7 protein-coding genes and 2 tRNA genes are annotated in these 12,864 nt (G+C 53.5%); 8 read left to right on the top strand and 1 reads right to left on the bottom strand.

Features of this window, described 5'->3' with window-relative positions:
- The first annotated feature begins 172 nt into the window (after positions 1-172).
- The 7 genes from G9Q73_RS13675 (at position 173) to G9Q73_RS13645 (ending at position 7,177) form a co-directional block, all read left to right on the top strand.
- Positions 173-265: transfer RNA gene (locus tag G9Q73_RS13675), tRNA-Ser, on the top strand.
- 82 nt (positions 266-347) lie between these two features.
- Positions 348-424 (top strand) — tRNA-Arg (locus G9Q73_RS13670).
- 723 nt (positions 425-1,147) lie between these two features.
- Positions 1,148-1,519: a MarR family winged helix-turn-helix transcriptional regulator gene (locus G9Q73_RS13665; protein ID WP_246345259.1), complete on the top strand. Its 372-nt coding sequence runs from the start codon at positions 1,148-1,150 to the stop codon at positions 1,517-1,519.
- A gap of 143 nt (positions 1,520-1,662) precedes the next feature.
- Positions 1,663-4,062 (top strand): efflux RND transporter permease subunit, encoded by a 2,400-nt coding sequence (locus G9Q73_RS13660; protein WP_177420267.1) that lies wholly within the window; start codon positions 1,663-1,665, stop codon positions 4,060-4,062.
- Between the two features lie 17 nt (positions 4,063-4,079).
- A complete protein-coding gene (locus G9Q73_RS13655; protein WP_177420266.1) occupies positions 4,080-4,910 on the top strand; it encodes an SDR family NAD(P)-dependent oxidoreductase in 831 nt (276 codons plus the stop codon).
- Between the two features lie 102 nt (positions 4,911-5,012).
- On the top strand, positions 5,013-5,837 hold the full coding sequence (locus G9Q73_RS13650; RefSeq protein WP_177420265.1) for an outer membrane lipoprotein-sorting protein: 825 nt from the start codon (positions 5,013-5,015) through the stop codon (positions 5,835-5,837).
- Between the two features lie 17 nt (positions 5,838-5,854).
- Positions 5,855-7,177, top strand: coding sequence for a DUF1302 family protein (locus G9Q73_RS13645; RefSeq protein ID WP_177420264.1), 1,323 nt, complete (start codon positions 5,855-5,857; stop codon positions 7,175-7,177).
- Positions 7,178-7,532: 355 nt separating this feature from the next.
- Here G9Q73_RS13645 and G9Q73_RS13640 read toward each other — a convergent pair whose 3' ends face one another.
- The gene (locus G9Q73_RS13640; protein WP_177420263.1) at positions 7,533-7,916 is read right to left on the bottom strand and encodes a hypothetical protein; all 384 of its coding nucleotides are present in this window, start codon (positions 7,914-7,916) and stop codon (positions 7,533-7,535) included.
- A 1,369-nt stretch (positions 7,917-9,285) separates the two neighbouring features.
- Here G9Q73_RS13640 and G9Q73_RS13635 point away from each other — a divergent pair.
- Positions 9,286-12,774 carry a tetratricopeptide repeat protein gene (locus tag G9Q73_RS13635; protein ID WP_177420262.1) on the top strand — a complete coding sequence of 1,163 codons (3,489 nt, stop codon included), beginning with the start codon at positions 9,286-9,288 and terminating at the stop codon, positions 12,772-12,774.
- Positions 12,775-12,864: the final 90 nt, after the last annotated feature.

Genomic DNA, 12,864 nt, shown 5'->3' with positions numbered 1-12,864 from the left:
TTTAATATCGCACAAAAAAAACTTCGGCAGTTGCCGAAGTTTTTTTTGTTTGTAGGAAGAGAAATCGGTACAATTCGTTTCGGTTTTGCGGGATGTCTAAATGGCACTGACCCCAAAACAACGTGCTACCCAATATGGTCCGTAGGGCCAATAGGTTAAGTGCACGGAATTTGGAGAGATGGCCGAGCGGCTGAAGGCGCTCCCCTGCTAAGGGAGTATGGGGTTTATAGCTCCATCGAGGGTTCAAATCCCTCTCTCTCCGCCATATAGCCAATGCTGACTGAAAAGTCGGTTTTGTGTTGACAAAAGAGCGCGAATTCAGCAGAATTCGCGCTCCAAAAAGCTACGCGCCCGTAGCTCAGCTGGATAGAGTACCTGGCTACGAACTAGGGTGTCGGAGGTTCGAATCCTTCCGGGCGCGCCATATTCCTTGGGGAAATCAAAGGGTTAGCAGTTAAACAACTGCTGACCCTTTTTCTTTTTCCGACAGTTTTCCGACAAGCTCCTTTTTCCGTCTAACCACTGTCAGGGTCGGGGTTTGAGCGATGCCGCGATCAACGATCTTTTCGACAGCATCCAGCAGCTCGCTCAGCTCCGCTGCTGAGTAATGGGTTGTGATATCCTCATTGGCGTGCCCCAGGAGGGCTTTACGTGTCTCTAGCGGTACTCCTACGCCCCTGAGACGTCGCCCGAAGGTTTATGCGCACCCTTCAGGATTCCATTTTCCATCGGCAGCCCAGTGGCTTTCCATGCTCGCCTCCATGCGTTTGTATGTGGCTTCCTTACGGGGCTTCCCTGGTATGTGAACACATAGTCCGGGTGTGTCATTTCTTCTACCTCAGTTAAGTAAATCTATCTTAACTGGGTTGTGCCAATCTATTGAACCACGTCAATGCTCCAGAGGCTGTCTTTGGCATGTTCGACAAATGTAAGCCATGATGGTCCACCGTCACCAGGACCTGGCCTGTAATGTGTGGCGAGGATGCGTCGCACCACATCTTTATCAATGTCGATTCCGAATGACTTGGCGATTTGCTGAGCAATTCGGCGGCAGCCAAAACGCGGGTTGCGTTGCTTCAGTTCAACGATACCCTATTCACTGAAAGAAGATATTGACAAATTATCGAAAGGTGTATATACACATACTATGGCTAAACAAAACACAAGCTGTGATCTCAAACAATGCCGGGAAATCGAGCAGACCTGTGCAGTGTTCAATCTGCGCAAGGCTTCCCGGGTTGTGACGCAGCTGTATGAGGAGATCATGAAACCCAGCGGAGTGCTGCCAACCCAGCTCACCTTGCTGGTGGCAACCCGGGCTCTGGGGCCGATTGCGATTTCCAAAATGGCCGAGGTGCTGGTTATGGACCGGACCACGCTGACCCGCAATCTGAAACCCCTGGAGAGAGAGGGTTTACTGTCGGCGGTGCCTGGCAAGGAAGACCAGCGTTCGCGTGAAGTGAGCCTGACAGGTAAGGGCCTTAAGCGACTGGAACAGGCACTCCCGTTGTGGCAGTAGGCGCAGCGCCGGGTCAAACGTGCGCTGGGTGCCAGCCGGCTTGATCGCATGCTGGGTGATCTGACGGCAGTGGTGGATGCAACGGGAACAAGTTGATATTTTTACAGGGTAATAGGTGTATATACACACAATAGGAGGTTCTCATGAATAGCAGTGAATTGAATCAAACACAGGCCAGGTATTTTTTCCTGGGTGTGACGGCCTGGCCAAAGACCATAATTGCTATCGGCCTGATACTCATCATCGGATTCGCCAGTTTTATACCAACACTTGAGAAGGATACCCGGGCCGATGCCTTCATTCCGCCGGATCATCCTGCGCTGTTATTTCGTGACAAGGTTGAAGACATCTTCGGTCTGCAGGACCCGATGGTGATTGCTCTCGTCAACGAAGGGGAGGCCGGTATCTTCAATCCGCACTCGTTGGAGGTAGTGGAATGGCTGACCCGGCGTCTTGAGACGGTGGATAATATCGATCCCGAGCGCATCACCAGCCTGGCGACAGAAAACGATATTATCGGCACTGAAGACGGGATGCTGGTCGAGCCCTTTTTCGAGACCCCGCCGCGAACGCAAGCGGCCGCCAATGCGGTACGCACGGCGGTGATGGACTTTCCCTTGTACGTCGGCAGTCTGGTATCAAGAGACGGCACGGGTACCCTGATTGTGGCCGAGTTGGACGATCAAACAAATGCACAGCAGGTCTACGAGGAACTATTGCAGATTGTAGAGCAGGCGCCGGTACAGGAAGGTGAACAGTTGTACGTGGCGGGAGAGGGCGCCGTCGCCGGTTATATGGGCGCCTATATTGATGCCGATGCTTTTCGGCTCAATCCCATCGCCGGATTGGTCATTACCCTGGTATGTTTTGTCGCCTTTCGCACTTTGAGAGGAACTTTGATACCTAACCTGGTGGTCGCTGCAACGGCCGTCAGTGCACTGGGTCTGATGGCAGCAGCGGGTGTCAGCTTCTTTGTGATTACCAACGCACTGCCCGTCGTGTTGATTGGCATCGCGGTGGCCGATTCGATTCACATTCTCAGCCAGTACTATGAAGAGGTCGCCCTGCATCCTGATGATACGCCACGGGATGTCACGGTACGGACCATGCTGCACATGTGGCGTCCGGTGACGCTGACATCATTAACCACCATGGCCGGATTCCTGGGCCTGTATTTCGCCTCCATGATGCCGCCGATGCAGTACTTCGGTCTGTTCGCCATGATCGGTGTGGGCGTGGCCTGGGTGTACTCCCTGACGGTCGTGCCCGCGGTACTGAGTCTGTTGCGACTCAAGCCGAGCCGCGCCTACTCGATTCAGGCAGGTGAAAATTCATCTCGCGTCGACGGGTTCGGACGCGTGCTCGACGTACTGGGTCGTGCCGTGGTGCGCGCGCCGCGTAGAATTTTATTGGTGGCAGTCACCCTCATCGTAATCGGTGGCATCGGCGCCTCGAAAATTCAGCTGGATGAAACCCTGATCCGGGTGTTTCACCATGAAGAGCCACTGCATATCGCGGACAGTACACTAAACCGGGTGTTCGACGGGACCCATTACCTGGACATTATGATCGAGACGCCGGAACCCGAGGATCTGTTCAAGCCTGAACACCTGCAACGTATCGAGGCCCTGCAGCGCTGGCTGGAAATACAACCACACGTGAACGGGACTACATCGATCGTGGATTACCTGAAGCAGATGAACAAGGCGCTGCATGAGGATAGCAAGGAGGCATATCGACTGCCTGAAGATCCCGACCTGGTTGCGCAGTATTTTCTGCTGTATTCCGCCAGTGGCGACCCGACTGACTTCCAGGAGGAGGTTGATTACGACTACCAGTTGGCCAACGTGCGCGCCCGTCTGGATGACGGTCGCTACTCGGTCGAGAAGGTCGTTATCGAAGCCGCGCAGCAGTATATCGACGACGAGTTTAATGCGCCGGGCATCAAGGCGTATCTCAGTGGACGCGTAAATGTCGACTACCACTGGATCAAGCGCCTCGGCGAGAGCCATGTGGTGAGTGTCGCCATATCCCTGTTACTGGTCTGGCTGATGGCGACAGTCAGTTTCCGTTCAGCCGTTGCCGGCACGATTGCATTGTTACCGGTCGTGACGACGATCCTGACGATCTATGCAGTGATGGGCTTCAGTGGCATCTGGTTATCTATTGGTACTTCAATGTTCGCAGCCATCTCGATTGGCCTGGGTGTGGATTTCTCCATCCACACCATCGAACGCCTGCAAAGCCTGCTGCGCGATACACGGCTTTCCGTGGATGAAGCGATCCTGAAACTTTATCCGTCCACCGGTCGCGCCCTGTTGTTTAACTTCGCTGCACTGGCGCTGGGTTTCGGGGTGCTGACAACCAGCAAAGTAGTGGTGCTGCACGAGTTCGGTGTGCTGGTCGCCGTGGCGATAGCGACCAGCTTTCTTTCCAGCATGACGGTGTTACCGGCCCTGGTGAAGGTGTTCAAACCCGGGTTCCTGTGGCAGGAAAATGCGGCTACGAGCACTGCCATTCCACAGACGCAAACGACGAACTGATAATCGAGGAGATAGAGATGACTACCAAAGACAGACCTGTAGCATTAATAACCGGCGGCTCAAGATGCATTGGCCTGGAACTGGCCCGGGAATTTGCCCGCCACGACCACGACCTGGTGCTGGTGGCGCGCGATGAACATGACCTGAAACAGGCGGCTACCGGCATTGAGGATGAAACTGGTGCTAGGGTCACCACCCATGCCCTGGATCTGACTCAGGATGCTGCGGTGGATGAGTTGTTCAAACAACTGGCAATGACTCGGGTCGATGTACTGGTCAATAACGCCGGCATCGGTGATTACGGTCCTTTTGCAGAAAGTGACCCGGAGCGTCTGATGGCCATGTTGCAGCTCAACATGCTGAGCCTGACCCGGTTGACGCATCATTTTCTGCAGCCAATGGTGGAGCGTGGCAGTGGGCGCGTCCTTAATGTGGCCTCGTTGGTGGGCTATTTTGCCGGTGGCCCCAATTGGATCGCCTATGTAGCTTCAAAGGCCTATGTACTTTCATTCACTCGTGGCCTGGCAGCGGAGTTGCGCGGTACCAATGTGACGGCAACGGCACTATCTCCGGGTGCATCGACCACAAACTTCGTCACAGATGCCCGTGTCGCCGATACCCGTACCTATCGCTGGCTACCCAGGGTTTCCATCCGGCGTGTCGCCAGTGTGGCCTACCGCGCCACGATGGCAGGGCACACAACCATGATACCGGGCGGCATCAACAAGGTGCTTGCCTTCCTGGGTGAATTGCAGCCGCGCGGTATTGCCATGGCCGTGTTCGCATTCCTGTCTCGCAGGACAAGCAATCCCGATTTACAACGTACCAATGCTGGAGTTCCCCGATGAAACACTTCAAGGGCTCCGGGTACCAGTCTCTGTCGGAAGTCTTGCTGTTGACTGACCGACACTTACCCAAACAGACCGCGACTGGCTGTCGAGGAGGATAGTATGAAAACCTTAACCAGACATACACGAAAGGGATTAATTACAGTGCTGATCCTGGCAATTTCACCTGCAACCAACACACTGCAAGCAGCAGACTGGCCAACGGGTGATGAGATTGCACAACGTATTAATGCCCGGGACGAAGGTGAGGCGGTCTCGCGCAATCTCACCATGGAGATGATCGACCGTCGCGGCAAGAAACGTGTGCGTGAAACCCGCGGTTTTCGAAAATATTATGGCGATGAAAAACGCAGTGTGATCTTTTACCAGCAACCAAAAAATGTAAAAGATACAGCGTTTATGACCTACGATTATCCGCAAGCTGACGTGGACGATGACCAGTGGCTGTATCTGCCGGCGATGCGCAAGGTCAGACGCATTTCGGCCTCGGATCGCGGGGACTACTTTCTCGGTACCGATTTCACTTACGAGGATATCAAACTTGAGTCCAAGGTCTCCATTGCAGACTATACTCGTAAGACTACGGGTGAGGACGAGGTGGACGGCCACCATTGCTATGTCGTCGAGGCGCTTCCCGTCGATGATGAAACCGCAAAGGAGCTTGGCTACAGCCGTGTCGAGCAATGTGTGGATGACGCAATCTGGATGGTGCGCCGCAGCCGGTTTTGGGATACCCGGGGGAAGTTGTTAAAAACGATCCACACCAGGGGTATCCGCCAGGTGCAGGGTATCTGGACCCAACATCATCTTGAAGTAGAAAACCACAAGACCAGTCACCGTACCGTCTTTACTTTCAGCGAGGTTGATTATGTGAAAGGCGTCCATGATGGTGTATTTACCCAGAAGGCGATTAGGCGTGGGTTATAGCGAGATTACTTGAACCAATGCTGACCAGGAAGAAGGCTGCGTTGCTGTTACTGGGAGGGGTGTTGTCCGGCCCAGTCCAGTCAGCGGAGTTCGATTTCTCAGGCATTGCACGTGGGCAATGGGCCGTCAATACTGAAGATGGCAGTAGCCAGGCTTTTGAGCTGGCGCTGGAGCCGGAGCTTGTCAGTCGATTCGATAATGGCTGGAAACTGACCGCCATCGGCCGGTTGCGTGCTGAGACGGTTGACGGGCTCAGACCCGGGGACGTGAATCGGGACAGCTACAGTCAGGCAAGCCAGCCGGGGCTTGTCGGACAGGAACTGGAAGCAGAATTGCGGGAGTTCTACCTGGAAGGCGATCTTGGTGAGCACTATCTTACGCTCGGCAAACAGCAGGTGGTCTGGGGCAAGGCCGATGGCCTCAAGGTACTGGATGTGGTTAATCCGCAGTCCTTCCGGGAATTTATCCTGGAAGATTTTGATAACTCGCGAATCCCGTTGTGGATGGTCAATGTCGAACACCCGCTTGGCAACTGGGATGCCCAGTTTATCTGGATACCGGACCAGACCTACCACGCGCTCCCAAAACGCGATGCGACCTATGCCTTCAGCTCGCCACAGCGGGTGCCATCGGCGCCGCCAGGCGTTACGGTCGATGTTCGTGACATAGAACGCCCGCAGCGATTCTTTGCCGATTCCGACGCCGGGATCCGGTTGTCCACCTTTTATAAAGGCTGGGACATCACGCTGAATTATCTGTATCAATACAGCAATTTCCCGGTCCTGTTTCAGCGTCTGGTTATGAGTCCGACCGGTCCGGTTGCAGTGATCGAGCCACGTTATGAGCGCACACATGTGATTGGCGGCACCTTCAGCAATGCCTTTGGCGAATGGGTGGTGCGAGGTGAGTTGGGCTATTTTTCCGATCAATTCTTTCTCACAGACAACGCATCTGATGCTGATGGTATTGTGGAAAGCCCCGAATTGTCCTATGTCCTTGGGTTTGACTGGACAGGAATTGAGGATACCTTCCTGAGTGCACAGCTGTTCCAGAGCCGGGTCACCGATTCACCGACCGGGTTGGTGCGTGATGAACTGGACACTAACCTGACCTTCCTTGCACGGCGTGACTATCACAATGACACCCTGCAGGCCGAGGTGCTGTGGATCGTCAGTATGAACCATGGCGATGGACTGTTACGTCCAAAGCTTGTCTATGAATGGCAGGACAATGTGAAGACCTGGGTGGGTGCGGATATTTTCTACGGTGACCGTGACGGCCTGTTTGGCCAGTTCAGCGATAATGACCGGATTGTCATTGGTGTGGAACTGGGATACTAAGGTACGCAGGCTGTTCAATAGACGGCTGTTAACTGCCCGGATGTCGGCAAATAATTGTCCAATAGATGGCGCCAAATAACCCTAAATATCGTCAAATAGGACCAAATAGATCAATTTTATTGGCCAGTGTAGGTCATATAAAAGCATTGAATTACAGTAGGATAGGGCGCTTAGGTTGGAACACTACGAACCAGGTGGTTGGAGGTTCGAATCCTTCCGGGCGCGCCATAAAATTCTGTTAACGGCTGCCTAAAACCGCGTATAAATGGCGAAGGGAGTTACCCTTCTGCGACCCTCGTTCTGACCAAGTCGAGTCGATGTTAAGGAACATCCTGCTGCATGTGGTGATGGCCTTTCAGACAATTCCTACACCATTAGTGGATTTTTCTGATTCACCATCCCGATGCACGGGATGAGTATTGATTCCCAGCAAGGGACGACCGATGAGGAATCGGATGGGCGCAGGGGATGTTTCCTTATCGGGCTGCGCTTCCGGGATGATGGGGGCCAGACGCCAGGGAAGGTGTCGACATCTCGAAGCCCGCTGGGGATTGGTGCGGGCTTTCTTCTTCTCTGGATTCTCATGGTTGTTATCGATGGGCGGCCATCCTCCAGAGTCAATGGCGTCAGTCAGGACACTCTGGCTACTCATCATTTCAGGACGCCATCCGTCGTTGTCTTTATCGTGAAGGCGGTGATTCTCTCCTCCTTCATCAAGCTCAATCAGTTTACGGATCATGTAGGTTTCCCAGATTGGCATCACGGATTTCTTCAGTGAACTCGTGGAACTGGACCAGGCTTCTCTCGCGGGGTTACGTAGTCAAGTATCCTGGGCGGTGTCTCATGATTTGGCGCTTTACGGCCGTTTACGGACCTGGAAGGTAGCGTGATTTCTGTGGAGAATTCATGGGAATAAAGCAATACGTAGCGTACACCGACCGTTGGTGTGATGAACTGACTAACCTGACCTTCCTTGCACGGCGTGACTATCACAATGACACCCTGGGTAAGGCCGAGGTGCTGTGGATCGTCATGAAATATGAATATGATGGACCGTTACGTCCAAAGCTTGTTCAAGAGAACGGCAGGACAAATGGAAGACCCGGGTAAGTGCGGACGACATTTTCACAGACCGTGACGCCCGTTTCCAATAGTTCAAATATACGACCGACTACTGGTGGAACTGGGATACTAAGGTACGCAGGCTGTCCAATAGACGGCTGTTAACTGCCCGGATGTCGGCAAATAATTGTCCAATAGATGGCACCAAATAACCCTAAATATCGTCAAATAGGGCCAAATAGGGCCAAATAGGTCCGCAGTCAATTTTATTGGACAGTGTAGGTCATATAAAAGCATTGGATTACAGTAGGATAGGGCGCTTAGGTTGGAACACTACGAACTAGGTGGTCGGAAGTTCGAATCCTTCCGGGCGCGCCATAAAATTCTGTTAATGGCTGCCTAAAACCGCGCATAAATGGCGAAGGGGGTTACCTTACAGCGACCCTCGTTCTGACCAAGTCGAGTCGATGTTAAGGAACATCCTGCTGCATGTGGTGATGGCCTTTCAGACAATTCCTACACCATTAGTGGATTTTTCTGATTCACCATCCCAATGCAGGATGGTATATTAATTCCCAGCAAGGACGACCGATGAGAATCGGATGGGCGCAGGGATGTACCCCCTTGTATCAAGGCTGCCCTCAAGGATGATGGGGAGCCAGACGCCAGGGAAGGTGTCGACATCTCGAAAGCCCGCCCAGGGATTGGTGCGGGCTTTCTTCTTTCTGGATTCTCTGCCGGATTGTTATCGATATTCAGGCGACCATCCTCCAAGTCAGTAACGTCAGTCAGGACACTCTGCTTCACTCATCATTCAGAACGCCACATCGTCGTTGTCTTCCTCGAAGGCGGTGATTCTCTCCTCCTTCATCAGCTCAATCAGTTGCAGATCGTAGCGGTTTCAGATGGCATCAGACAACAGTTTTTGCGGCAATTAAATCTTCACCAGATAGGCGCGCTTTTTTATAGCCATTTACAGCCCTGGAAGGTAGCGTGATTTCATTGAAGGAATTCATGGGAATAACCATCATAAAGGAATCGTCACCATGACTACGGATGTTTTTATCTCCTACGCGCACGCCGGCGGTGCGAAAGAATCGGTCCGTAAACTCGAACGCCTACTGTCCAAGGCGGGTCTGAACGTTTTTCTCGACGAACGTGAAATCCCCTTCGGTAGTCCCTTCCCACATGACATTTCCGAAGCTCTGCTCGAATCCCGGCAGGTTGTGATCTTTATAGATAGTGCCTATTTCACCCGGCCATGGTGTGTCTATGAGTTTCAGGCTGTCACTGCACCATACCGTGCAGCCAAGGTAACCGATGACACGCTATTGGAGCATGTAATAGTAGTATTACCAGGCGAAGGGGATATTGCTGCCCTCATGCCACATCTTCCGCCTCCACTCGCAAAGGCTTCCTGGCCATCTGCAGATCAGGCTGAGTCTGTGGTTGAGCTTGTTCAGAAACAAATAAGTGAATGCACCGATAGTTTGAGAACACGGCTCAGTGCTGTGAATGATGACTCCCTCGATAGGTTGCGTAGTGGTGGTGATATACCGCTTGCATGGGCTGCATCAGATTCTGCAGATTCGTCGGTTGAGCCGTGGGTTAGGCTGCTATCTATCGACTTGGCCCCCGAAACCAGGGCGGAGGAATTTATCGGTCGGGCCGCTGATCTATGGCGAATATTTCACAACCTGGTCACCTGTCGGGCATATACATCAGTACGCAGCTGTGGCATTCAAGGCGCTGGGGGAAGTGGCAAATCCCAGCTTGCCGCAGAATTCGTGGCGCGCTACGGGGCACGTTTCTTCCCGGGCGGTATGGTCTGGATTAATGCAGACGGTGACCTGCAGACACTGATCAGCCAATATCGCAGAGTCTTTTCCTGTTTGGCGCCAGATAAAGCCGATCCATCCACGGGAATTGTTGAACCTGAGCAGCAGCGGGATAGGCTGGCACTGGCATTGGCGGAGCACTGCAAAGCTTGGCCGAACAGCCGGCAAATGCTGTGGGTGATTGACGGTGTGCCTGAGCCTGCATCCGGTGAAAAAAGCCAAAAGCTCGATTACTGGTGTCCGGTGTCGCGTCACGTCAATGTGCTTACCACTTCTAGAAGGATGGGGGTAGGGCACCTGGATGTCTACATCAACCTTGGTGGGCTGGCGCTCAGTGACGCCGTTGACTGGCTTACCCGGCCAGAAGTCGATCGCCAGTGGCTTAAAGATAGCGAGTGGGAAGACCTCGCCCGCTGGGTCGGCTCATTGCCAATGGCCATTGCATTGCTGCGAACCAGTCTCATGGATGGTTATACCACGACTCAGGCTTTGCAATTGGCACAAAGTCATGAGCCTTCCCTGATGCTGGACAGGGAAATGGATGCCTTGCGTGGAGAGGTGGAAGATGAACGTCTGCGGGGCGTGACGGAGGCCTTTGATTTTTCCTACAGGGCGCTCGCGCACGATCCGGCACTACAGCATGCAGCGCACCTGGTAGCCTGCCTGGCACCATACCCACTGGCAGATCACCTGCTCTCAGGCCTGATCAGTGCACCTCTGACAGGCAAACTGGCGAAGCGAAGCTGGCTGCAGGTCAGTTCGGCGAAGGGGTCAAACCGTACCAGGCGCCACTATGTCATGCATCGTATTCCTGCCAGCTTTCTTCGGTCCCGAATGCCAGATCCTGACCTCCTTTTCAGTGAACTCTTCTCATGGCTCGGGCGCGCTACCCGGGCAAGCCTTGCTGATACAGAGAATCGCGCCCTGGATTACCACTTGATGGTAATCCAGAGGAGGTTCACCAAACTGCTCGCTACCTTGCCCAACAGTTCATCTGTCGTAAAGATCGCGCGTGATTTTGCTGTACAAGCTGCCGGCAATCCTACTGATTCAGAAACCCATGGTTTTCGATACCTGGCGGCCAAACTGGCCAATATGCTGGGAGCCGGCGATGAAGTGGCAGAGCGTCTCGAACGGCTCTACGATACCGGTGACAGTAAAATTGCAGCGGCGATACCTCATGCCCTGCAGGCCCTTCGTGGCAGTGGGAAAGCGGTGAACCTCATGGCCAGACTGTTAAAGGACAAACGTTCCCTGGTTACCTACCAGGCAATCGTCCATGCAGGGGCACTCGCAGATCTGGTCTTGGTACTTCCAATGCTGGAAGCCATATTGCATACGAGCATGGAGCACGCAGATGTCTGGTATGGCATTTACCTGCACAACGACTGTCCGGAACTGACCACGATACTCTCTCATCTTGTACGCTATCTCAACGAAGGCAATGCCAAGGAAAGGGAGCGCTCTGCTGCATTACTGGGTCGCGCCTTGCAACAAAATGGGTCCAATCTTCAAGCCGGTGGTTTTACAAGCCGTCACCTGGTGGGTGGATTATTGCGGGTAGCCTGCGAAGACGACTCTCCCGATGTGGTGGATGCAGCTGTTACTGCAGCATCCGTCTACTTCGACAAGGACGCCTACGAAAAACTCATAAATGAATTCTCAGTTGCAGCCGGTGACGACCAGCGAGCCAGGATTCTGTCCGTCATGGGCGACTATCTTTTCGGCACGCAACGACCCGCTCCGCCGAAGATACTCCAGCAGGAGATTATGGATGAAGGGGGCATGCGTATGGAGATCGATTTGGGGAGCCAGGCAGAGCTTCTTCCGGAAGGCGTCTATGGGCCCTTCATCGAAGTGGTGACAGCCGAAGATGATCGTCTGGGTCACATAGCGGTTAAAGGACTCATGCGCACCAATGCCGGTAATCAGGCGCTGGCGGATGCGGCGCACAGATTTCTTGATCAGCAGGCCTATGAAGCTATGCAGTTGCTGGCCAGCCGGGTCATCGAGCATGACCCTGAGTTTATCAATGGCTACTGGTGGCGGGGCCAGGCCCGTCAGGCATTGGGAGACTCTGCGGCTGCCTTGATGGATGTCACCCGTGTTATCGAGCAGATGCCGGATTTCATTGATGCCTACTACTGGCGTGGCCAAGCCCGGGAAATACAGGGGGATACTACAGGGGCATTGGAAGACTACACCCGTGTCATCGAAGAGGATCCGGATTTTATCCATGCTTACTATTATCGAGGCCTGCTAAGAATGGATAGGGGAGATCCGGATGGAGCCTTATCGGACTTTTCTGCCGTGATCACACAAAGCGATGATTTTCCAGACGCCTTTTATCGGCACGGTCAACTGCTCTCCAGGCGCCATGACTTCGACCAGGCCCTGCCCAGTTTGCAGCGCGCCGCTGATTTAGAACCCGAGAGTTTTCACGCGCATCACATGGTCGCATTCTGTCTATACAACCTGCAGCGATATGAAGAAGCAGACGCAGCTGCCAGCCGGGCCATCGATATCGATCCTGATGTAGGAGAGACCTGGTTTTTTCGTGGTGCCGCACGTTCTGTTGCAGGCAGGGCAGAGGAGGCATTGGAGGATATTCGACGTGCGGTGAAGCTCGATCCATCCGATGAACGAAGCAGCCTGCTTAAGGCGCAACTGGAAGAAAATCTTGGTGGGTCGGGTTGAGCCGGTTTTTTTAGGCATCCGGGATGCTTTACCTTGACTACTGAGTCGGTTGCGCGGGGTTAGCGTAATTATTGCTGACAATACTATTGT

The organism is endosymbiont of Lamellibrachia barhami (assembly GCF_011947365.2).
Classification (GTDB): domain Bacteria; phylum Pseudomonadota; class Gammaproteobacteria; order Chromatiales; family Chromatiaceae; genus QGON01.
Note: the sequence above shows the minus strand (reverse complement) of the source record. Positions and strands in the feature narration are given on the sequence as shown.

What these genes read in the sequence shown, in the direction of transcription:
- G9Q73_RS13665 (WP_246345259.1), top strand. Translation starts at nt 1,148, where the DNA reads ATGGCTAAACAAAACACAAGCTGTGATCTCAAACAATGCCGGGAAATC.
- G9Q73_RS13660 (WP_177420267.1), top strand. Translation starts at nt 1,663, where the DNA reads ATGAATAGCAGTGAATTGAATCAAACACAGGCCAGGTATTTTTTCCTG.
- G9Q73_RS13655 (WP_177420266.1), top strand. Translation starts at nt 4,080, where the DNA reads ATGACTACCAAAGACAGACCTGTAGCATTAATAACCGGCGGCTCAAGA.
- G9Q73_RS13650 (WP_177420265.1), top strand. Translation starts at nt 5,013, where the DNA reads ATGAAAACCTTAACCAGACATACACGAAAGGGATTAATTACAGTGCTG.
- G9Q73_RS13645 (WP_177420264.1), top strand. Translation starts at nt 5,855, where the DNA reads ATGCTGACCAGGAAGAAGGCTGCGTTGCTGTTACTGGGAGGGGTGTTG.
- G9Q73_RS13640 (WP_177420263.1), bottom strand. Translation starts at nt 7,916, where the DNA reads ATGATCCGTAAACTGATTGAGCTTGATGAAGGAGGAGAGAATCACCGC.
- G9Q73_RS13635 (WP_177420262.1), top strand. Translation starts at nt 9,286, where the DNA reads ATGACTACGGATGTTTTTATCTCCTACGCGCACGCCGGCGGTGCGAAA.